The organism is Streptomonospora nanhaiensis, assembly GCF_026642255.1.
Taxonomy (GTDB): Bacteria; Actinomycetota; Actinomycetes; order Streptosporangiales; family Streptosporangiaceae; genus Nocardiopsis; species Nocardiopsis tropica.
On sequence record NZ_CP113264.1, the window covers coordinates 6,351,059 to 6,372,071 of the forward strand.

Annotated in this window: 19 protein-coding genes; 11 read left to right on the top strand and 8 right to left on the bottom strand. The window is 74.4% G+C overall.

Annotated features, from left to right (window positions below; all coding sequences use genetic code 11):
- Positions 1-18 precede the first annotated feature (18 nt).
- Entirely contained in the window at positions 19-717 is a 699-nt protein-coding gene (locus OUQ99_RS27260) for a response regulator transcription factor (protein WP_267946628.1), read from the bottom strand.
- 73 nt (positions 718-790) lie between these two features.
- On the bottom strand, positions 791-1,738 hold the full coding sequence (locus OUQ99_RS27265; RefSeq protein WP_267946629.1) for an HpcH/HpaI aldolase/citrate lyase family protein: 948 nt from the start codon (positions 1,736-1,738) through the stop codon (positions 791-793).
- A gap of 164 nt (positions 1,739-1,902) precedes the next feature.
- Between OUQ99_RS27265 and OUQ99_RS27270 the strand changes: the two genes are divergently transcribed.
- The 3 genes from OUQ99_RS27270 to OUQ99_RS27280 are packed head-to-tail and all read left to right on the top strand — an operon-like array spanning position 1,903 to position 4,810.
- Positions 1,903-4,230, top strand: coding sequence for a molybdopterin-dependent oxidoreductase (locus OUQ99_RS27270; protein ID WP_267946630.1), 2,328 nt, complete (start codon positions 1,903-1,905; stop codon positions 4,228-4,230).
- A gap of 32 nt (positions 4,231-4,262) precedes the next feature.
- Complete coding sequence (locus tag OUQ99_RS27275; RefSeq protein ID WP_267946631.1) at positions 4,263-4,553, top strand: type II toxin-antitoxin system Phd/YefM family antitoxin; 291 nt, start codon at positions 4,263-4,265, stop codon at positions 4,551-4,553.
- On the top strand, positions 4,550-4,810 hold the full coding sequence (locus OUQ99_RS27280; protein ID WP_267946632.1) for a type II toxin-antitoxin system RelE family toxin: 261 nt from the start codon (positions 4,550-4,552) through the stop codon (positions 4,808-4,810). The genes OUQ99_RS27275 and OUQ99_RS27280 overlap by 4 nt, the downstream gene beginning before the upstream one ends.
- Positions 4,811-4,815: 5 nt before the next feature.
- Here the strand turns inward: OUQ99_RS27280 and OUQ99_RS27285 are convergent, their stop codons facing one another.
- The 3 genes from OUQ99_RS27285 to OUQ99_RS27295 all read right to left on the bottom strand — a co-directional run bounded on the left by OUQ99_RS27285 (position 4,816) and on the right by OUQ99_RS27295 (position 9,515).
- Positions 4,816-7,014 carry a PrsW family glutamic-type intramembrane protease gene (locus OUQ99_RS27285; RefSeq protein WP_267946633.1) on the bottom strand — a complete coding sequence of 733 codons (2,199 nt, stop codon included), beginning with the start codon at positions 7,012-7,014 and terminating at the stop codon, positions 4,816-4,818.
- Positions 7,015-7,251: 237 nt separating this feature from the next.
- Positions 7,252-8,553 (bottom strand): methyltransferase family protein, encoded by a 1,302-nt coding sequence (locus OUQ99_RS27290; protein ID WP_267946634.1) that lies wholly within the window; start codon positions 8,551-8,553, stop codon positions 7,252-7,254.
- Positions 8,550-9,515: a hypothetical protein gene (locus OUQ99_RS27295; protein WP_267946635.1), complete on the bottom strand. Its 966-nt coding sequence runs from the start codon at positions 9,513-9,515 to the stop codon at positions 8,550-8,552. Before OUQ99_RS27295 ends, OUQ99_RS27290 begins: the two co-directional genes overlap by 4 nt.
- A 103-nt stretch (positions 9,516-9,618) precedes the next feature.
- Between OUQ99_RS27295 and OUQ99_RS27300 the strand changes: the two genes are divergently transcribed.
- Both OUQ99_RS27300 and OUQ99_RS27305 read left to right on the top strand, forming a co-directional pair.
- A complete protein-coding gene (locus OUQ99_RS27300; protein WP_267946636.1) occupies positions 9,619-10,287 on the top strand; it encodes a TetR/AcrR family transcriptional regulator in 669 nt (222 codons plus the stop codon).
- A complete protein-coding gene (locus tag OUQ99_RS27305; RefSeq protein WP_267946637.1) occupies positions 10,284-10,844 on the top strand; it encodes an NUDIX domain-containing protein in 561 nt (186 codons plus the stop codon). The genes OUQ99_RS27300 and OUQ99_RS27305 overlap by 4 nt, the downstream gene beginning before the upstream one ends.
- Before the next feature lie 36 nt (positions 10,845-10,880).
- On the opposite strand, the gene OUQ99_RS27310 is transcribed toward OUQ99_RS27305, so the two are convergent.
- Entirely contained in the window at positions 10,881-12,380 is a 1,500-nt protein-coding gene (locus OUQ99_RS27310) for an NAD(P)H-hydrate dehydratase (protein ID WP_267946638.1), read from the bottom strand.
- 155 nt (positions 12,381-12,535) lie between these two features.
- Between OUQ99_RS27310 and OUQ99_RS27315 the strand changes: the two genes are divergently transcribed.
- Positions 12,536-14,605, top strand: coding sequence for a hypothetical protein (locus OUQ99_RS27315; RefSeq protein ID WP_346660220.1), 2,070 nt, complete (start codon positions 12,536-12,538; stop codon positions 14,603-14,605).
- 257 nt (positions 14,606-14,862) lie between these two features.
- Here the strand turns inward: OUQ99_RS27315 and OUQ99_RS27320 are convergent, their stop codons facing one another.
- On the bottom strand, positions 14,863-15,621 hold the full coding sequence (locus tag OUQ99_RS27320) for a hypothetical protein (protein ID WP_267946639.1): 759 nt from the start codon (positions 15,619-15,621) through the stop codon (positions 14,863-14,865).
- 479 nt (positions 15,622-16,100) lie between these two features.
- Here OUQ99_RS27320 and OUQ99_RS27325 point away from each other — a divergent pair, with 479 nt between their 5' ends.
- Entirely contained in the window at positions 16,101-17,441 is a 1,341-nt protein-coding gene (locus OUQ99_RS27325; RefSeq protein ID WP_267946640.1) for a glycerophosphodiester phosphodiesterase, read from the top strand.
- Positions 17,442-17,565: 124 nt separating this feature from the next.
- On the opposite strand, the gene OUQ99_RS27330 is transcribed toward OUQ99_RS27325, so the two are convergent.
- Positions 17,566-18,102, bottom strand: coding sequence for a DUF4352 domain-containing protein (locus OUQ99_RS27330; RefSeq protein ID WP_267946641.1), 537 nt, complete (start codon positions 18,100-18,102; stop codon positions 17,566-17,568).
- Positions 18,103-18,479: 377 nt separating this feature from the next.
- On the opposite strand from OUQ99_RS27330, the gene OUQ99_RS27335 reads away from it, so the two are divergent.
- The 4 genes from OUQ99_RS27335 to OUQ99_RS27350 all read left to right on the top strand — a co-directional run bounded on the left by OUQ99_RS27335 (position 18,480) and on the right by OUQ99_RS27350 (position 21,012).
- Positions 18,480-18,842: a hypothetical protein gene (locus OUQ99_RS27335; RefSeq protein WP_267946642.1), complete on the top strand. Its 363-nt coding sequence runs from the start codon at positions 18,480-18,482 to the stop codon at positions 18,840-18,842.
- A complete protein-coding gene (locus OUQ99_RS27340; protein WP_267946643.1) occupies positions 18,835-19,260 on the top strand; it encodes a hypothetical protein in 426 nt (141 codons plus the stop codon). Before OUQ99_RS27335 ends, OUQ99_RS27340 begins: the two co-directional genes overlap by 8 nt.
- A 74-nt stretch (positions 19,261-19,334) precedes the next feature.
- Positions 19,335-20,186: a sulfurtransferase gene (locus OUQ99_RS27345; RefSeq protein WP_267946644.1), complete on the top strand. Its 852-nt coding sequence runs from the start codon at positions 19,335-19,337 to the stop codon at positions 20,184-20,186.
- 220 nt (positions 20,187-20,406) lie between these two features.
- Complete coding sequence (locus OUQ99_RS27350; RefSeq protein WP_267946645.1) at positions 20,407-21,012, top strand: DUF4178 domain-containing protein; 606 nt, start codon at positions 20,407-20,409, stop codon at positions 21,010-21,012.
- Position 21,013 lies beyond the last annotated feature (1 nt).

The following is a 21,013-nucleotide window of genomic DNA, read 5'->3' on the forward strand; positions in this document are numbered from 1 at the left end:
CGGGCGTTCGCACGCCCGTCACCCCTGCGGGCGGAGCGTGTACCCGACTCCGCGCACGGTCTGGATGAGCGGCGGGCCACCGTCCTCCAGCTTGCGGCGGAGGTAGCTGATGTAGACGGCGAGGTTCTTGGACTCCGGACCGAAGTCGTAGCCCCAGATGCGGTCGTAGATGGTGGCGTGGTCCAGGACGATCCCCGTGTTGCGGATGAGGAGCTCGAGGAGGTCGAACTCGGTCTTGGACAGCTCGATCTCGCGTTCGCCGCGCCACACCCGGCGGGCGCGCGGGTCCAGGCGCAGCTCCCCCGCCCGCAGGGGGCCCTCGTCGGCGGTGTCCTCGGGAACGGGCGCGGCCCTGCGCAGGAGGGCCCGCAGCCGGGCGAGGAGCTCGTCCAGCTCGAACGGCTTGGCGAGGTAGTCGTCGGCCCCCGCGTCCAGCCCCGCCACCCGGTCGGGCGTCTCCACGCGGGCGGTGAGCATGAGGATGGGCGTGCGGTCGTGCTCGGCCCGCAGCACCCTGGCCACCCCCAGCCCGTCCACGCCGGGCATCATCACGTCGAGGACGAGCAGGTCGACGGGGTCGGCGTGCACCGCGGCGAGCGCCTGGACCCCGTCCGCGACCGTCCGGACGCTGTAGCCCTCCAGTTGGAGGGCGCGTTCCAGTGAGTCCCTGATCGCGCGGTCGTCGTCGGCGACCAGGACCGTGGCGGTGGCTTCCATGGCGCCCATGGTTCCCTATCCGGGTGAGAAGGCGGTAAGAGGCGGGTGGGGCGCGTGTCAGAGCTTCCGCCGGTCAGGACCCGGGGACGAACGCGCGGGTCCTCTCCAGCCCGGCCGCCCGGCCCTTGCCCGCGACCACGAGCGCCATCTTCCTGGAGGCCTCGTCGAGCATCTCCTCGCCGAGCATGACGGCGCCCCGGCGGTCCACGGTCGTGGCGTGCGCGTAGGCGTCCAGGACCAGCTCGGCGTGGTCGTAGTCCTCCTGGGAGGGGGAGAAGGCCTCGTTGGCGGCCTCCACCTGGAGCGGGTGCAGGACCCACTTGCCGTCGTAGCCCAGGGCGGCGGTGCGCCCGGCCGAGCGGCGGAGGGCGTCCACGTCGCGGATCTGGAGGCAGGGGCCGTCGATGGCCTGGACGCCGTTGGCGCGCGCGGCCGTGAGGATGCGCATGAGCACGTAGTGGTAGGCGTCGCCGGTGTCGTAGCCGGGCGGCTGCTCGCCCACGACCAGGCTCTTCATGGTGATGGAGGCCATGAAGTCGGCGGGGCCGTAGACCAGGGACTCCAGGCGGGGCGAGGACGCGGCGATCGAGTCGACGTTCACGAGGCCGCGCGCGTCCTCGATCTGCGCCTCGATGCCGATGCGGCCGACCGGGAGGCCGACGGCGCGCTCGATCTGGGTGAGCAGGGTGTCGAGCCACTCGACGTCGCGGGCCGCGGTGACCTTGGGGAGGACGATCGAGTCGAGGTCGGCCCCGGCGCCCTCCACGACGGCGATGACGTCGCGGTAGGCCCACTCCGTGGTGGTGTCGTTGACGCGGACCGACCTGACCCGTCCGTCCCAACCGCCCTCGGTGAGGGCGCGGACGACCGTGCCGCGGGCGGCCTCCTTCTCCGAGGGGGCGACCGCGTCCTCCAGGTCCAGGAAGAAGGCGTCGGTGCCGAGGCCCCTCGCCTTGTCCACGAACCTGGGGTTGGACCCCGGGACCGCGAGTACCGACCGCCGCGACCTGAGTTCGCCCATCGCCGTCCCTGTTCCGCTCGACCGTGCCTGTGTGCGCGCCCCCGCGGCGGAGCCGCTCCCGGCGCCGCCGTCCACGGGTCGCGGGGCCCATCATCCCACCTGCGCGTGCGTAGAGTGAGAGACGGGTCCCCCGGTGGGGCCGGAGTGACCGAGGGAGAGTGACCATGTCCGCCACGCTGCGTCCGACGAGTGCCCACTGGGGCAGCTACCAGGTGGTCGTCGAGAACGACCGGGTCGTCGGCGTCCGCCCCGACCCCGACGACCCGGCGCCCTCCCCCGTGATGGCCAACACCCTCGCGGCCCAGCACCACGCGTCCCGGGTGGCCCGTCCCGCGGTGCGCCGCCGGTGGCTGGAGCGCGGCCCGGGCCCCGACCCGCGCCGCGGCGCCCCGGACGACGACTACGTCGAGGTCGAATGGGCCACGGTCCTGGACCTGCTGGCGGCGGAGCTCGACCGGGTGCGCACGGAGCACGGCAACGCGGCGATCTTCGGCGGTTCGTACGGGTGGGGCAGCGCCGGGCGCGTCCACCACGCGCAGAGCCAGCTGCACCGCTTCCTCAACACGATCGGCGGGTACACGCGGTCGGTCGCCACCTACAGCCACGGCGCCGTCGAGGTGCTGTTCCCCAGGATCATCGGCACCCCCGCCGCGAACCGGCTGCTGCACCGCGCGCCGGCGTGGACGCAGATCCGCGAGCACACCGAGCTGCTGGTGACCTTCGGCGGGCTGCGGCTGTCCAACACGTGGACGACCTCGGGGGGCCGGGCGGCCCAGACCGCCGGTCCGGAGATGCGGGCCGCCTCGGAGGCGGGGGTGGAGTTCGTGTCGGTGTCGCCGCTGTTCGACGACACCCCCGAGGACGTCAAGGCCGAATGGGTGTCGATCCCGCCGGGCGCCGACACGGCGGTGATGCTCGCCCTGATGCACGTCCTGTTCACGGAGGGGCTGGCCGACACCCGCTTCCTGGACCGGTACACGGTCGGCGCGGACGTGCTGCGCTCCTACGTGCTGGGGGAACGCGACGAGCGCGGCGACCGGCCCGGGGTGGAGCGCTCGCCCGAGTGGGCCGAGCGGATCAGCGGGGTCCCGGCCGGCGAGCTTCGGACGCTGGCACGGCGCATGGCGGAGAAGCGCACGCTCGTCAACGTGGGCTGGTCGGTGCAGCGCGCCCGGTACGGCGAGCAGCCGCTGTGGGCCGGTCTGGCGCTGGCGTGCTGCCTGGGGCAGGTGGGACTGCCGGGAGCGGGTTTCGCGTCGGGGTACGGGTCGATGGGCAACTACGGGGGCGGTTCGACCCCGATGGGCCTGCCCAGGATGCCGCAGGGCGCCAACCCCGTCGACTCGTCGATCCCGGTGGCGCGGATCGCCGACATGCTGCTGGAGCCGGGCGGTCGGTACGACTTCGACGGCGAGGAGCGCCGGTACCCGGACGTGCGGCTGGTGTACTGGGCGGGCGGCAACCCGTTCCACCACCACCAGGACCTGGAGCGGCTGACCAGGGCGTTCGGCAGGCCGGAGACGGTGGTGGTCCACGAGACGCACTGGACGGCGACGGCCCGGCACGCCGACATCGTCATCCCTTCGACGACGGTGCTGGAACGCGACGACCTGACGGCCAGCAAGGGCGACCTGAGCGTGCGGGCCATGCCGCGGGCGGTGTCCCCCCACGGGCAGGCGCGCGACGAGTACGACACGTACGCCGACCTGGCCGGGCGGCTCGGGCTGCGCGAGGAGTTCACGGAGGGGCGGACCAGCGCCCAGTGGATGAGGTCGGTCTACGAGCGGTGGCGGTCCCTGGTGGCCAGGCACGGCGCGGAGGTGCCGGGGTTCGAGGAGTTCTGGGAGCGGGGGCGGGTGGAGATGCCCGGCCGGGTGGAGGACGAGGCGCTCCTGGGCGAGTTCCGGGCCGACCCGGAGGGCAGGCCCCTGCGGACGCCGAGCGGGCGGATCGAGCTGTTCTCGGAGACGATCGCGTCGTTCGGGTACGAGGACTGCCCGGGGCACCCGGTGTGGCTGCCGGGGCCGGCCGTGGACGGCGCGGACGACGGGTTCCCGCTCGTGCTGCTCGCGAACCAGCCCAGCGGGAGGCTGCACAGCCAGCAGGACATGGGCGCGCACAGCATGTCGCAGAAGGTCGGGGGGCGCTCGCCGCTGCGGATCGGCCCCGAGGACGCACGGGCGTGCGGCGTCGCCGACGGCGACGTGGTGCGGGTGTCGAGCGGCCGGGGGTCGTGCCTGGCGGGCGTGGTGATGAGCGAAGCGCTGCGGCCGGGCGTGGTGCAGCTGTCCACCGGCGCCTGGTACGACCCGTCGGCGCCGGGCGTGACGTGCGCGCACGGGAACCCGAACGCGCTGACGGAGGACGTGGGGACGTCACGGCTGAGCCAGGGGTGCACGGGGCAGACGGTGCGGGTGAGGGTGGAGCCGTTCGCCGGCCCGGTGCCGCCGGTCCGCGCGTTCGAGCCGCCCCCGGGCATCACGGTTCCCTGAGTACGCGGACGCCGACATAACTGGTCATCGAAATGACCAGTATGGAGACCATTCCGGTCACCGAGGCCAAGGCCAGGATCGCCGAGCTCGCTGATCGCGCACAGCACGAACACGCCGACTACACGTTCACGAAGAACGGCCGCCCTGCGGTCGTCATGATGTCCGTGGCCCGGTACGACTCCCTGATGGAGGCGCTGAGCATCCTCTCCGACCCCGAGACCAGGAGGGACCCCGCCGAGTCGGTCGAGTCCGAGGAGTCCACCACCGAGGAGGACATGGCCGATCTGATGAAGGCGCGTCTGGGCAGGGAACCCCGGGCATGAGGGGCGTCTACCTGGGTCCTGCCAGGCGTGCCCTCGCCGAGGAACTTCCCGAGGCCGTGGCCTCCGCGGCGTACGAGTTCGTCAACGGGCCCTTGAGGACGAACCCCTGGCGGGCCGGAAAACCCCTCGACGAGCCCTTCGCCGGCCTGCACTCGGCACGGAGGGGCACCTACCGGATCGTCTACCGGATCCGACCGGACAAGGACGCGATCGAGATCCACTCCATCCGCCATCGCAGGGGCGCCTACAGGTTCTAGGAGGATCAGCGGACCAGGAGGCGGTCCACCCGACGGGGCAGGAGCAGCCCCGCCAGCCCGAGAAGCGCGTAGCCGATCTGGCCCGGGGCGAGCATGCCCAGGATCGCGCCCGTGTTCGCCGTCGGCGCCCGCAGGAACTCGCGCATGCGCGGGTGAGCGTGCGGGACCCCGTTGCCGGAGACCAGCAGGGAGAGCGCCGCGACCAGCACGAGCGCGGCCCACGCGGTCTCCGCCCCCGTCAGACCGCCCAGCCACAGCTGGAGCCGGTCCAGTGCCACGAACGCGTAGGCCGGCGCGTCCCGGTCCGCGGCTCCGCCCGGCCCGGACGCCCCGGGGGCCGCGGCGGCGTACACCGCCGCGGCGGCGAACGAGGCGGTCGCCGCCGTGACACCGCCGGTGGCGGCCAGGCCCAGCCGCCGGGCCAGTGAGCGCGCCTGCCGGGTGAGCTCCTCCTGCGAGGGGTGGCTCCGCCAGGGGCGGCCGGCGGACCGGGCCTCCGCCATGGCGTTCGCCCGGCGCCGGCGGAGGAACCGCCACGTGTCGCAGAGGGCCCCGGGGCCGCGCCGCGCGGCGATGGCGGACACCGCGAACTCGTGGACGATCGTGGACAGCGTCGTGGCGAGCGTGACCGGCAGGTCCACCCAGGACAGCGCCAGCCTCCGGAACAGCGGCGCGATGTCCGCGGGGACGCGCACCCTCATCGCCACGGACCTGCCGCGGGCCCTGCGGCGCAGCCCGGCCAGCGGGGGGCGGCCGGGAAGCGGCGGCGTCGACTCGGCCGCGGTGCCGATCGTCCGGTAGTCCATCGCCACGGCGCACAGGAGGAGGACGACCAGCAGCCACGGGGTGAGGACCCCGCCGCCGAGCAGGCCGTGCACGAAACCGGACACCGGGTGGAGGGCCGCGTTGGCCAGCACGGCGTTCAGGTTGAGGTGCTCCAGGAACGCCGCGGTGAACGCGACCGGCGGCAGCAGCCACAGCCACGCGCCGTAGCGGCGGCCGACGACGGCGAGCCCGAGGGCCGCCCCGACCAGGCCGGTGGTGACGGCGTGGCCGGAGAAGACCGCGAGGACCGCGCCGGAGGCGTCGGTGACGGTGCTCCCGCCCGGCAGGAGGAACCCCCCGCCGCCGGGCCGGTCGCCGCCCCCGGTGGAGACACCGGTGAGCAGGTGCTCGGCGAGCTGGAAGCCGGCGCCGGACGCCGCGGCCAGCAGCAGGAAGTCGACGGCGGCCAGGCGGCGCATCCGCCGCCGGGCCACCAGGCCGAGGAGGAGGAGCGGCGCGAGCTTGCCGGCCTCCTCCACGGCCACCGCGACATAGGTGTAGCCGACGACCCCGTACGGGTCGACGCCCAGGAGCCCGACGACGGCCGCCTCGGCGAGGGCGAGCGGCCACAGCAGGAGCGCGCCGAGGGCGGCCACCCGCAGCAGGGTCGCGAAGGAGACGGTGCGCGACCGCGCGGGCCAGGCCAGCTGGAACAGCAGCACGAAGGCCGCGGCCAGTGCGGGGAGGGCCGTGTCGAGGCTGGGGACGAACAGGGGCGCGACCAGCAGCGCGACGACCGCCAGCCAACCCCAGGCCCCGCGCAGGGCGCGCAGCGCGCCGACGGCGCGCGGCGAGCGTTCCCGGAGGCGGTCGCCCCGGCGGGCGAGGCGTTCGGGCAGGTCGGGTCCGGGACCGCGCGGGCTCCTGGCGTGCCTGGCGCCGGTGTCGGCGCAGTTGTAGAGCAGGGCGGCGCGGGTGAGGACGGGCCCGCCCTCGACGCGGGCCCTGTTGCCGAAGTGGACGCGCGCCTGGGGGATGTCGGCGCCGACGAGTTCGCGGACGAAGTCGGCGGGCCCGGCCGCGACCGTGAGCTCGTCGGCGGTGACCAGGACGGCGGCGGAGAAGTCCTCGACGCAGACGAGGAAGTCGGTGGGGGTGGGCCCCCAGCCCCGGATGAGGTCGATGAGGGTGTCGGTGTCGAGGGGGACCTCGGTGACGGGGTCGTACGAGAACTCGGGCCGGGTCCGGCACACCAGGAGCCGGTCGACGCCCATGGCGCGCCCCGCCGAGACGATCGCGCGGATGAGGTTGCGGTCCCGGGGCACGAGGAAGGGCGTGGTGACCTTGCCGTCGACCCTGATCCACTGGGGGTCGAGCTCGGTCGCTCCGGCACAGACACGAAGGACGAGGTCCCGCGCGAGCATGGCCTGTTCTTCCATCGACGTCCTCGTGCCGTGCGGGGGGCGGATACGGGGGCCGGTCCCGCCCCTTGGCGGACGGAACGGCCCGACCGAGCATAACGGCGCGGGGCGGCGGCGGAAGAGGCGCTCTGCGGCATTGTGGCCGTGATGTCATGCGGCGGGCCCGCGCCGCGCCTCCCCCGGCGCCCGGGGCCGCCGCCCGACCGGGAGGGCGCGGTGGCGCCGCCGGGCCCGGGGGCCTCCGGGCGCCTGCCGTCACCGTCCGCCGCCGGAGGGGAGGCCCTCCCTCGGCCGTGCGCCCGGTGCGCCGCGGACGTCGCGGGACGCACGGGGCCCGGCGCCGAAGGCGTCGGCGCACAGCTGCCCGACGTGGCGGAGGAGGGGCAGGTCGAGGGCCCAGCCGGCGAACGCCCACCCCAGGTGGAGGTGGTCCAGGGCACGCGCCAGCGCCGCCACCCCGCTCCGGCGGAGCCCGTCGGGCGTCTCGCAGGTGAGGCGGTACAGGACCTCGGGGTGTTCCGCCGCCGGGCGCAGTTCCAGGGCCACGGGCGCCCGGGCCGCGATCCAGCCGCCGAGGCCGGTGCACATGGAGCAGTCGGCCGCCACGTAGAGGGTCCCCGGGGTCCGGCCGGGCCACGGCCGCCACCGGGGCAGCCAGGGTCGCACGCCCTCGCGGTAGTCCTCCCAGTCGCTCCCGAAGGCCCGGCGCAGCTGCCCGCCCTCGTGCCAGGACGCGAATCCCGCTCCGTAGGCGAACGCGACCAGGGCGCCGACCAGCAGCCGGAGGTCCCCCGTCACCGGCACGAGCACCAGGTAGACGGCGGCAATGGTGGCCTGCATGGGGTTGCGCACGTAGGCGTAGGGGCCGCTGGCGACCAGGCGCGACGGCGGGTCGTAGGGCAGCGGGGTGCCGCGGCCCACCTGCGCGAACTCGCGGGCCGCGGCCAGGCCCGGCAGGCACGCCGCCGCGAGGACCTGGGCGCCGAGCAGCGCCTCCCCCGGGCCGGGGACGGCGTCCAGCGCGTACAGCGGCAGGCCCACCATGAGCCCGAAGGCCAGGACGGCCTGCGCCCACGTCCGGGCCCGGACCAGCTGCCCGCGCCGGGTCCAGTGGGCCAGCATCAGCGCGGGGATCAGGCACAGCGCCGACCCCGCGAACTCGCCGAGGAGCCAGAGGGGCCCGAGGACCACCACGGGTTCGGCGAGCGGCATGACGATCACGTCGACCCACACGAGCAGGCCGGTGAGCAGGGGGACCGGGAGGAAGCGGAGCATCAGCGCGGGCAGGGCGCCCCACAGGACCGCCCAGGCGATCAGCAGGTCGACGGGCATCCCGCGCCACACGGCGCCCTCGGCGTGGAAGGTCCACCAGCCCGCGTGCACCGCGTACAGGTTGAGCGGGACGAGGGTGAGCAGGGCCCACGCCCCCGCGACGATCATCGACGCGACCTCGCGCGGCCGGGGCGCGCGCCACGCGCACAAAGCGGCCAGGAGCAGCAGCGGGACGAACAGTCCGACGCCCCGGACCAGGGCCGCGGGAACCTCCGCGGCCGTCACTCCCCGGCCCCCGCGACCGCGTCCCGGAAGGTCGTCGCGAGGTACTCGGCGGCCAGGTCGGTCGTGTACGACTGGATCGGCCCGAAGTACCAGGAGGGCTCGTAGGTGCGCTCGTACTCGACGGTCCAGGTGAGGCGGGTGCCGCCGCCCTCCCTCTCCCAGACGGCCTCCGCCCGGCGCATGTCCATCCAGTTCGCGAACGCCGTGTCCCGGACCACGTCGAAGACCACGCGGCCGCCGTCGCCGTCCCACTCGCTCTCCGCGACCTCCAGCTCCATGTCGCGGGGGGTGGGCTCGGAGCCGATCCGGAGGGTGCGCCTCGGGGTGAAGTCGACGACGCGGGCGTCCCCGGGCTCCAGGCCCTCCCCGGCCGCCCGGACGGGGTGGGGGAAGGGCACGGCGCGCAGGAAGAGGGCGTCGGGGACCGCGTAGCCGGGCGGGGCGGCCAGCGCGGCGGCGACCCGCTCCGGTTCCGCGTCGATCAGCACCGACCCCTCGCCCTGGTCCGCCCGGGGGAGGAGGCTCGTCCCGGCGACGCCCTCCAGGGCGAGGACGAAGAGGACCGGTACGCCCAGCAGGGCGTGGCGTCCGCCCCTGCCGCCGGCCCGGAAGGCCTCCGCCGTCCAGGCCACGAGTGCGGCGATGCCGTAGAGCAGGGGCGCGGCGATGACCAGGCACACCGTGCCCTCGCCGAGCAGGGCCGCCGCCAGCGCGAGGCCGACGGTGGTGACGGCCATCGCGATGCCCGTGGCGCTCCGCGCCCGCACGGTGAACACGACGATCAGGGCGATCACCGCGGGGAGGCCCACGTAGAACAGCGCCGTCTGGTCGAGGCCTCCCCAGTGGTTGGCCCGCAGGGCCAGCAGGCCGGCGAAGGCCGCGAGCAGGAGCGCGGCGAGCGTCCAGCGGGCGCGGGTGGGGACGTGGGCCGGAAAGGGTTCGGGCTCGTCGCTTCGGGACATGGGGGCACCCTTCATCAAGCGGTTAAAGCACTTGGTTTAATCACTTGATTAAACCGTATGATGAACACACCCCGACCGGCAAGGGGGCTACGCGAGGAGGACCATGGCCAGGAGCGGCGGCGGACGGCGGACCAGCGAGGAGACCAAGGAGAGGCTGCTCGACGCGGCCTGCGCGGTGCTGCGGGAGGAGGGGTACTCCGGGGCGTCCGCCCGCGCCATCGCCACGCGCGCCGAGGCCAACTCGGCGCTGGTCTTCTACCACTTCGGCGGGGTCGACCAGCTGCTGCTCGCGGCGCTGGACCGGTCGAGCGCCGAGCGCATGGCCATGTACCGGGAGATCGCCGGGCGCGCGAAGAGCCTGGAGGAGCTCGTGGAGGCTGCCCTGCTCATCTACCGCACCGACCTCGAACGCGGCTACATCACCGAGTTCTCCGAACTCGTGGCCGCCGCCGTCACCAAGCCCGAGCTCCGCACGGAGATCCGCGACCGCGCGGAGCCGTGGATCGCGTTCATCGAGCACGAGTGGAACCGCGTCCTGGGCGGATCGGCCCTCGGAAGGCTGCTGCCCGCGCGCGAGGTCGCCTACGGGGCGATCACGTTCTACCTGGGGGTCAACCTGTTCTCCGTCCTGGACGAGGACCGCACCCGCACCGAGGCGGTCTTCGAGCTCGCCGGCGAACTGGCGCCGCGGGCCAGGCTCCTCACCCTGCGCCTGCCGCGCCGCGACCGCGACGTAGGCTTGTCGCCGGCGGACCAGGAGGAGGACGCATGAGCGGTGGCGGCGGCGCGGGCGCCGACGGACGGGGCACGGGCACCGGCGGGTCGGGGCCGACGGCCGGGCAGGGCGTGGCGGTGGCCCCGGGGATCGAGTTCCCCGACACCGCCGACGGGAGGACCCACGTGGCGGGCGCGGTCATCGCCGACGGCCGGGGACGCGTCTTCGCGCAGCGCCGGTCCGCGACCCGCAAGGTGTTCCCGCACTGCTGGGACATCGTCGGCGGACACGTCGAGCAGGGCGAGACCATGCTCGAGGGCCTGGCCCGCGAGGTCGAGGAGGAGACCGGCTGGCGGCTCGTCGGCGTGCTCGCGGAGCTGTACCGGCTCGACTGGGACCCCGGCGACGGCGTCACCCGGCACGAGGTCGACTACCTGGTGCGGGTCGAGGGCGACCTGTCGGCGCCGCGACTGGAGCCCGACAAGCACACCGAGCACCTGTGGGTGGACGACTCCCTCGTGCACCGGCTGCGCGACGAACGCGACCCCGGCGACTACTTCATCACCGACATCGTGCAGCGCGGCCTCGACTCCGCCCGCTCGGCGGACGGCTGACCCGCCGGGGCGGCCGGGCCGACCCGGCGGGCCCCGTCACACGGCGCGGCCCCGGGCGACCTCGGCCACCGCGAGCGGTAGCGCGTCCAGCAGGTCGGACGCGCTGATCGGCGCACCGCCGCGGGCCAGCGAGGCGGCGCGTCCGTGCAGGTAGGCGCCGCACGTCGCGGCCTCGCGCGCGGGCAGTCCGGACGCCATGAGCGCGCCGACCGCCCCCGACAGCACGTCACCGGTCCCCGCGGTGGCCAGCAGCGGCGTCCCCGTCGGGTTGGCGACCGCGGGGGCGCCCGGGTGCGCGATCACGGTGGTGGAGCCCTTGAGAAGGACCGTGCAACCGAACCGGTCGGCGGCGCGCGCCGCGTGCTCCAGGCGGCGGGCCTCCACGTCGACCCGGTCCACGTCGAGCAGCCGTGAGAGCTCGCCCGCGTGCGGGGTCAGGAGCGTCTGCGGCGCCCGTTCGCGGAGCAGCGCGGAGAGCGGACCGCCCCCGCCCCCGGTGAGCAGGGTCAGCCCGTCCGCGTCGACCAGCACCGGGACCTCGCTGTCCAGGACCGCCCTGAGCTCGTCGGCGTTGGCCGGGTGGGTGCCGCGCCCGGGGCCGATGACCACGGCGGCCACCCGGCCCGGGGACAGGTCGGTGCTGCTCTGCGGGTCGCGGAGGTCGGCGACGGCCTCCGGCCAGCGGCCGATCACCTGGTCGGCCACGCCCCTCCCCCCGCCGAAGCGGACCATCCCGACGCCGGTGCGCAGCGCGCCGCCCACGCACAGGACCGCCGCGCCCCGGTAGGGGTCGGAGCCGGCGCGGACGCCGAGGACGCCCCGCCGGTACTTGTCCTGCTCCGCGCCGGGGGCCGGGAGGAGCGCGGCGATGTCCACAGCCTGTGGACGGACCAGCGCGGGACCGGGCAGCTCCGGCCCCAGCCCGATGTCCACCAGCCGGACGCGGCCCGCCCGCTCCGCCCCGGGGTCGACGAACAGGCCCGGCTTGTGGGTGCCGAACGTGACGGTGGTGTCCGCCCGGACCGCGGGCCCGGCCACCTCCCCCGTGTCCGCGTCCACCCCGCTGGGCACGTCGACGGCGACCACCCGGGCGGGGGCGTTCGAGGCGAGCACCGCCAGGGCGGCGTGCGGCTCGCGCAGTCCGCCGCGCCCGCCGATGCCGACGAGCCCGTCGACGACCAGGTCGGCGTCGAACAGGGCGGCCTCCTCGGCCGCGCCGCCCGCGAACGGCAGGATCCGCCCGCCCGCGGCGCGCAGGGCGTCGGCGCCGCCCTCGTGGACGGTCCGCCCGGCCGCCAGCGCGCGCACCGACGCGCCCCGCGAGGCGAGGAGCGCGCCCGCGTACAGGGCGTCGCCCCCGTTGTCGCCGCCGCCGACCAGGAGCACCACCCCCGCCCCGTAGACCCGGGGCAGGAGCCCGGCGCACTCGGCCGCGAGCCCGGCCGCGGCCCGGCGCATCAGGGCCCCCTCGGGAACGCGCGCCATGAGCGCGCGCTCGGCTTCGCGGACGACGCTGACGGTGTGTGCTGAGTGCACCGGCTACCTCCAGAGGGGTCGATCGGCCACCATCGTGTCGCAGGTGGGGCCCATGGGGCGGACAGCGCCACACCTGGCGTTCCAGGTAAGCCGATTTCAACCCGATGTCATCGTTTCACTACCCTTCGGAGTGTCGGCTTGCAACAATGGGGTGCATGCCTCGACCGAGCAAGTACGTGTCCCGGTCCGACCTCGGCTGGGGATCCTCCCCCGCCGAGAGGGCCAACCCCCGATCCGGACTGGTCATCCACTACGACAGCGCCGACCAGGGCCTCGCCGACAAGAAGCACGAGGCGTGTGTCACATACTGGCGCAACACCCGCAAGTTCCACACCGGCCCCTCCCGCGGCTGGGCCGACATCGGATACTGCGTCGACGAAAAGACGGAGATCTTCACAGAAGAGGGCTGGAAGACATTCCACGAGATCGCCGAAGGCGATGTGGTCCTCACCCTCGACCATGAGACGGGCATGTCCCAGTGGCAGCCGCTGCTGGCGCTGAACGTCTTCCCCGCGGTACCGCGCGAGCTGATCAGGATGGAGGGGCACAGCCACTCCTCCCTGACCACAGCCCAGCACCGGTGGCCTGTTGAGCGGTTCTATCGCCGCACAGGGACGCAACGCCAGAAGTCGGCCGATGGTCGATGGGCGGCGACAGGGCGTGCGGAGCGCACGCAGCAGGGACGCGAACGCGTCTGGGCGACCACCGGGACCCTGAAGTACGCGGACCGCATCCCCCTGTCCGCTCCGTGCGTCACTCTCCCGACCGAGCCCAAGTGGTCGGACGCCCTGGTGGAACTGGTGGCGTGGTTCTGGACCGAAGGGCACATCGAGCCGCAGAGCCGGAGCCGCGTTCCCAGCACGGGCGTGGTCATCTACCAGTCCGAGCAGAAGAACCCGGAGAACGTGGCCAGGATCAGGGGAGCGCTGCATGCTCTCTTCGGCCCCGCGTGTGACGGCTTCCCCCGCTCCGGGACTGCTGCGGACGGGGTCCCCCGGTGGCGGGAAGCAGTCAACCGGCACCTCGTGGAGTTCCATCTCTCGGTGGACGCGGGTCGGGTGCTTCTCGACCACGCGCCCGGACGTGTTCCCGGATACGGATTTCTCCGGTCCCTCACACGGGCTCAGCTCGGCCTGTTCATCGAGGCCTCCCTGCTGGCCGACGGCCACAACAGCCGAACCGTCGACGCACAGGCCCTCAGCCAGAAGAGCCGGGAGGCGGCGGAGGCCTTCCAGTTCGCCGTGATCCTGGCGGGATATGCGACGTCGTTGCGAAGGCGCCCGCCGACGCCGTCGACGAAGTACGACATGTGGAAGGTCGAACTGAGGCGCAAGACCCACTTCGCGCCCAAGGCCGCGCAAACGCGGAAGTCGGCCTTCTCCATCACGAAGGAACCCTACGACGGTCGCATCTGGTGCCCGACCACGCCGAACGGTACCTGGCTCGCCCGACGGGCGGGCACGGTGTACTTCACCGGGAACTCGTTCATGGCGTGTGCGCACGGATATGTCCTGGAAGGCCGCGGTCTGTACCGCACCCAGGCCGCGCAGCCCGGGGGCAACACCTCCCACTACTCGGTGACCCTGGCCACGGGCCCGAAGGACCCCGTCACGCCCGAGCAGATCAACGCCGTCCGCCAGCTGCGCCAGTGGCTGATGGAACCGGACACCTCCATCTCCGGCAAGGTGCTCGGCCACCGCGACTTCATCTCCACCTCGTGTCCCGGGGACAGGGCCTACAAGCTCGTCAAGGACGGAACCTTCGCCAAGAAGCCCGACGAAACCGAGGGAGATGACGTGCCCAGACATCGCAGGTTCGAGAAGGACGACGCACAGGAGCTGACACCCGGCACGTGGGCCAGCCTCAAGTTCGACCGCCGACACGACGGCCACCGGGGCGACCTGTACGCCCTCGTGGGACCGGACGAGCCGGACGGGGCGCTCTACGACCTCTCCGTGGGCGTCACCCTCCAGGGGCTGGCCTCGGGGACCGAGGTGCAGTTGCGCGCCACGGAGTACGAGTCCGACGGCAGCGGCGGCTGGAAGGTGGCCCGCAACCGCCCCATCGAGAGTCCGGTGCAGGCTGCGGGGAACGGGCACTTCACCTACGCCTGGAAGGGCAACCTCGCCAAGGGCAGGCGTGTGCGGGTGCGGGTCGCGCAGTTCGGGGACGCGAGCGCGCAGGTCACGTCGGCCACCGCCGAGGTCTTCTACTGGCCCAAGTAGCCCGTGGACTCCCCCGGGGCCGGGCGCGGCCCGGAGGCCTGCGGCTCCGGGCCGCGCCGGTCCGTGGGGAGAGGCGTCCGTGACCGCCGCCGGCGCCGGATCGGCCCCGGCCCGGTCTTTCCGGTCCCGTCCGGTTCCCGGCGGGCGAGGGACCGTCCCCGACGCCCCCTCGGCGCCCGTCCCGGAGCACCGGGACACGGGAACGCCCCGGCCGCGCTCGGGCGCGTCCGGGGCGTTCCGCCGTTCGTCCGGTCGGGTCAGCCGACCGGGATGACGATCGGCTCCTCCATCCCGAAGCTCGGGTCGAACCGGAGCTCGGTGACGGTCACCTCGCCCACCGTGGCGAGCTGCCCGGAGATGCTGTCCCCGGGAGCGACGGACACGGCTTCCATCTGGGTGATGTCGGCGAAGATCGTCTCGGCCCAGTCGGAGCGCTCCGTGCCGTCGTCCAGCACGAAGGTGAAGTAGATCGGGTTGACGTCCAGGGCCTCGGACGAGTCGTTGGTGATCTCGACGTCCACCACGGTGTAGGTGGTGTCGTCGATGACGTCGCCGGCGGTGCCGCTCTGCGTGGCGCTGGCGGTGATGCCGCCCTGCTCGACGGGAGCCTCCTCCTCGGTCGGCTGGGACTCGGTCTCGCCCGCCGACTCCTCCGGGGAGGAGGACGTGGTGGGCTGCGTGACCGGTTCGTCGCCCCCCGACAGGGAGGCGACGATGACGATGAGCACGATGGCGATGATCACCACGCCGAGACAGCCGCCGACCCCGATGCCGACCTTGGCGCCGGTGGACATGCCCTTCTTGGGCGGCTCGCCGTAGGGGGGCTGGCCGCCGGGGGGCATGTCGTAGGGCGGCTGGCCACCGTAGGGCGGCTGACCGCCGGGGGGCCCGCCGTAGGGGGGCTGACCCCCGGTGGGGCCTCCGTAGGGAGGTTGGCCGCCGGTGGGGCCTCCGTAGGGAGGCTGGCCGCCGTAGGGCGGCTGCTGAGGGCCCGAGGGGTACTGGGGATAGGACACGGGGGTACTCCGGCTCTCGTGCACGATGCGGTGGAAGGGGAAGCGCCGCCTACACCGTGCACCGTCGGGTGAACACGTGCGGCTGCGAGGACAATATCCGACATGACCGCATCGCGTTCGCGCTGCTCCCCTGCCCGGCCCGTCCGGTTCCGGACACGGACGCGGGCGGGAGCCCCGGCGCCCCGGACGTATCCGGCCGGACCCCGGTGGCGGACACGGTGCGGCACGGTGTTCGATGCCGCCCGCCCCTGTGAGGTTCTCCACTGCCGCGCCCCGCTCCTGGGGCCCGCCGGTCCGGCCCCGGGTCCGCTCCGCGGTCCGCCGTGCCCGGCGGCCGGTCGCGCCGCGGGCCGGTCGCGCCGCGGGCGTCGTGGGCTGCGGGGAAGGCGCCCCGCCCGTGCGCCCCGCCGCCCCGCCGCCCCGCCGCGGGGGCGCGCGTCGTAGGTTGTTCGCGGCCCCCACCCCCTGAGGAGACGCCCGTGCTGATCGACCACCTGTCCTGGCCGCTGGCCGTCGCCCACCGCGGCGCCCGGTCGACCGCCCCCGAGAACACCCTGGAGGCCGTGGCGGCGGCGATCGACGCCGGGTCGGACCTGATCGAGGTCGACGTCCACCTCGCCGCCGACGGGTCGCTGGTCCTGTGCCACGACACGACCCTGCGCCGGACGCACGGCGTCGCCCTGCCCGTGGCCGGGCTGACCGCCACGGCGGTGAAGAGGTGGCCCGTCCGATCGGCGTCCCGGCTCGGGCTGACCGGGTGGCCGGACGTGCCCACCGTCACCCTCAACGAGGTGTTCGCCCGCTTCGCCCGTGCCCCGGTCGCCTGGCTGATCGAGGCCAAGTACCCGCCCGCCCCGACCGGGGCCCTGCTCGACGCCGTCGGCGACGCCATCGTGGACCACGTGTTCCGCTGGGACCTGGCCGGCTCGGTGATCGTCCAGTCGTTCCAGCGGCGTCCCGGGCTGCGCGCCGTCGCCGCCGGGCTCCCGGCCGGGTACATCGAGACCGCCGGCGGCAGCAACCCCCGCGAGCTCGCCGACCAGGGCTTCGACTACTACGGGATGCGCAAGGACGCCCCGCCCGAACGCATCGCGGCGGCGGCCGACGCCGGGCTGCGCCCCCTCGTCTACACGATCAACCGGCGCAGCGAGCGGGACGCCGCGCTCGCGGCCGGTGCGGCCGGGATCGTCACCGACGACCCCCTCTACCTGGCCGGACGCGCGCCGGGCCCGGACCTGTACGCCCTGGGCACCTGGCCGCACGGCCACCTGCCCTCACCGGTGAACCCGGTCACGGGCGTGCTCACCGGCTCGGCCCTGGAGCTGGCGCCCGCGCGGATGGAGGCGGGGGTGCCGGGGAACTACACCGCTGCCGTGCTCGGCTCGCTCAGCCACGAGGCGCCGCCGGAGTCGTGGACGTGGGACGTGCGGGTCGCCCTCCTGGAGGCGACGAGCGCCACCCGGTCCGCGCAGGTCCAGTTCTGCATGGGGTCGGACGTGGGCTACCACGACGACGACCACGGCCGCGTCGACTGCTACAACGTCCTGCTGCGGCCGAACGGGACGCTCGACCTCTACGCGGCGGCCGACGGCGCCGGGGTCCGCATCGCGACAGCGACGGGTCCGGCCGTGCCCGTGTCCGCGACGGACCCGGTGTACGTGCCTCTGCGCATCGAGGTCTCCCCCACGCACGTGGGCGTCAGCCGCCTGGACGCCTCCGGGGTCGTGGCCGCGGCCGCCGACCCCCGGTTCCGGGGCGGGTACGTGGGCGTCGGGGTCCGCTCCGTCAGGGCGCGCTTCGTGCCGGGGGCCCGGGCCTGACCGTGCCGGCGCGGAAGCGCCCGGGCTGCGGACCTGGCGTCCCCGCCCGTTCGGGCGGGGGCGGTCGCCCCGGTCGGAGGCGTACGGGCCCCGGTCGCGTGCGCGGCAGGGGCCCGTACGGGTCCTACCCGACCTCGGCGACGACCGGGTCGCCCAGGCCGAGGATGTCCCCCATCTCGACGGTGGCCACGTCGACCTCGCCGACGAGGGCGATCTGCCCGGAGGCCCGCTGGCCGGGCTGGAGGGTGACGGCGTCGATGGGGTCGATGTCGGCGAAGATCGTGTCGGCCCAGTCGCTCACGACGGTGCCGTCGGAGAGGACGGCCGTGAAGTTGATCGGGTTCACGTCGACGGGCTCGTCCGAGTCGTTGACGACCTCGACGTCGATCGCGGTGTAGGTCGTGCTGTCGATGGTGTCGCCGACGGTGCCGGCGTGGGTGGCCGTCATCGTCACGCCGGTCTCCTCGGCGGGCTCCTCCTCGGCGGGTTCCGCCTCCGAGGCCTCGTCGGCCTCCTCGGTGGTGGCGCTCACGGCGGGCGGCGGGGCGTCTGCCTCGGTGTCCGAGGTGACGGCGGCGACGCAGCCGGCCATGAGGAGGAGGATCAGCAGGACGCCGGCGCAGCCGCCGCAGCCGAGGCCGATCTTCGCTCCGGTGGACATCCCCTGCTTCGGGGGCTGGGGCGGGGGGACGGACTGTCCATAGGGTCCGTAGGACATGGGGGAGCTCCGAGTCTGTGGGGGCAGAGCGGCGAGCGGGGGCCGCGGGGGTACCGAGCCCTGAGCGGGAGTGCGCGGCTGTTGGGAGAACCGTAGCCCCCGGACCGACCACGGGGCGCCTGTTGCGCGGGAGACGGCCGGATGTGGTCAGCGATCGGCGCCCGGGGCGGGGGCGTCGTGCCGACCGGCACGGCGTCCCCGCCCGTTCGGGCTCCCCGGTTGGCACGGGGGCCGACCGGAGTACTACGCTGTGTCGTAGACAAGTGTGGTGTGCGGACCGCTGACATGGGCGGACGCGGCGGAGTGCGAGCGGAGGCGGCGTGGTCGACTGGCTGACCATGACGATTCAGATGGTGTCGCTGGCGATGGCCGGCTGGTGCCTCGTCTCGACCTTCCGCGACCGGCCGATGGTGGTCCCCCACCTGGTCGGCATGGGCGTCCTGTGGCTGCTCGTGCTCGGACAGGTGGGCGCCTCCGTGGCCGCCATGGTCGGCGGCGACCGCCCCGCCGAGACGGCGATGTACGTGTCCTACCTGGCGACGGTGGCGCTGCTGCCGCCCGCGTGCGCCGTGTGGGGCTTCATGGAGCGGAGCAAGTGGGGCCCCGCGGTGATCGCCTTCGCGTGCCTGATCCTGCCCGTCCTGTTCGTCCGCCTGGAACAGCTCTGGAGCCCCGTTGCCTGAGACGTCCGCGCCCACCGCGGCCAAGACCCTGCGCACCGGCCCCGGCCGGCTCCTCGTCGCCGTGTACGGGGTGTTCGCGCTGGCCGCGACCGCCCGCGGGAGCTACCAGCTGGCCACGCGGTTCGACGAGGCGCCCGCGGCCTACGCGCTGTCGCTGTTCGCCGGGATCGTCTACCTGGTGGCGGCGGTGGGCCTGGCCCGTGCGGGGCGGACCTCGCGCCGGGTCGCCCTGGTCTCGTGCGCCGTCGAGATGGCGGGCGTCCTCGTGGTGGGGACGGCGAGCGTGTTCTGGCCGTCCGTCTTCCCCGAGGACACCGTGTGGTCCGGCTTCGGCAGCGGCTACCTGTTCATCCCGCTCGTGCTGCCGGCCCTGGGGCTGTGGTGGATCCTGCGGGTGCACCGCATGGACCGGGACTGACCGGGCCGGTCCCGCCCCCGGGACGGGGACCCGGTTCCGTGTGCGGCGGGCGGCGGCCGGTTAGGCTGTCGCCCATGTCAGAACCCTCGTCCCTCCCGGTGGCCGTGTCGGCCGACTGGCTCCGCGAGCACCGCGACCAGGTGGTCCTCGTCGACTCCCGCTGGTACCTCGACGGCCGTTCCGGCCGTGACGCCTACCGCGCCGGGCACCTGCCCGGCGCCGTCTTCGCCGACGTGGACACCGACCTCGCCGCCCCGGCTGGCCCCGGGGTCGGCCGCCACCCGCTGCCCTCGCCCGAGGACTTCGCCGAGGCGCTGGGCCGCCTCGGCGTCGGGGACTCCGCCCGGGTGGTCGCCTACGACGACGCCGGGGGTTCCGTGGCCGCCCGCCTGGTGTGGATGCTCCGCGCCCTGGGAACCCCTGCCGCGTTCCTCGACGGAGGCATGCGGACGTGGACCGGCGGCCTGGAGGAGGGGGAGACCGTACCTTTGCCCGTGCACCGGACGGCGCGGCCCTGGCCCTCCGAACTGGTGGTGGACACCGACACCGTCCTGGCGGAGACCGGTGAACCCGGCGACCTGCTCGTCGACGCCCGCGCCTACGCCCGCTTCACCGGCGAGCGGCCCGCGCCGGTGGACGCCCGCCCCGGGCACGTACCGGGCGCCCGCAGCGCCGAGTGGACGGCGAACCTGGACGGCGACGGCCTCCTCGCCGCACCGGAGGTCCTGCGCGAGCGCTTCGCCTCCCTGGGCGCCGACTCCGCCAGGACCATCACCGCGTACTGCGGTTCGGGGGTCACCGCGTGCCACGACCTGCTGGCCCTCGAACACGCGGGGTACGCCGGCGCCCGCCTGTACCCGGGATCCTGGAGCCGGTGGGGCGGGGACGACTCGCTCCCCGCGGAGACCGGCGACCCCCGCGCCTGACGGGCCGTCCGGTCCCGGCGGCCCGCCCCGCGGGCGGCCGGCGCCGTCCCGGACCGACCACGCACCGTCGTGACCTGTCGCGATCCGGTCTCGGAAGGAACCGGCGCCCCCTGTGCGGCGTCCGACCCGTCAGTAGGATTGCCCCGCCCGGGGAACGACGCGGCCGGGGCACAACCGACAACCCGCCCCCGCACCCCGCTCCACCGCGAAACGAGGAACCTTGTCCGTCGAACTCGTTCTGCTGTTCATCCTCCTCATCGTCGCCGCCGTGGCCGGCGTCCTGATCTACCTCCAGCGCTCCAAACAGCGGCAGGCGGCGCCCCCGCCGCCTGCGGCGCCCCGGGACCCCTTCGCCGACCAGGGCGACAGCGCCGCCGGGGACCCCCGCTCCATCAAGGCCGGCGACATGATCGACTGGGGCGCCGAGCGGACGTGGATCCGCGGCACCCTGCGCCTGTCCGAGGGCGGCTACGTCTGGTCCGAGCACTTCCTGGAGGTCGAGGGCGGCAAGCGCTGGCTCTCGGTCGAGGAGGATCCGGACGTGGAGCTCGCCCTGTGGTCCGGACGCCCGGACCTGGATCTGACCCCGCACAGCAAGACCATCGAGCTGGAGGGCGTCACCTACCGCCTCCAGGAGAAGGGCAGCGGCTCCTACCGCTCCGAGGGCACCACAGGCCTCAAGGCGCAGGGCGGCCTCGACTACGCCGACTACGAGTCCTCGGACGGCAGGCTCCTGTCGTTCGAGCGGTTCGACCACGGCGGCTGGGAGGCCAGCACCGGCACCAAGGTCGCCCCCGGCACGTTCACCATCTACCCCGGGAGCTGAT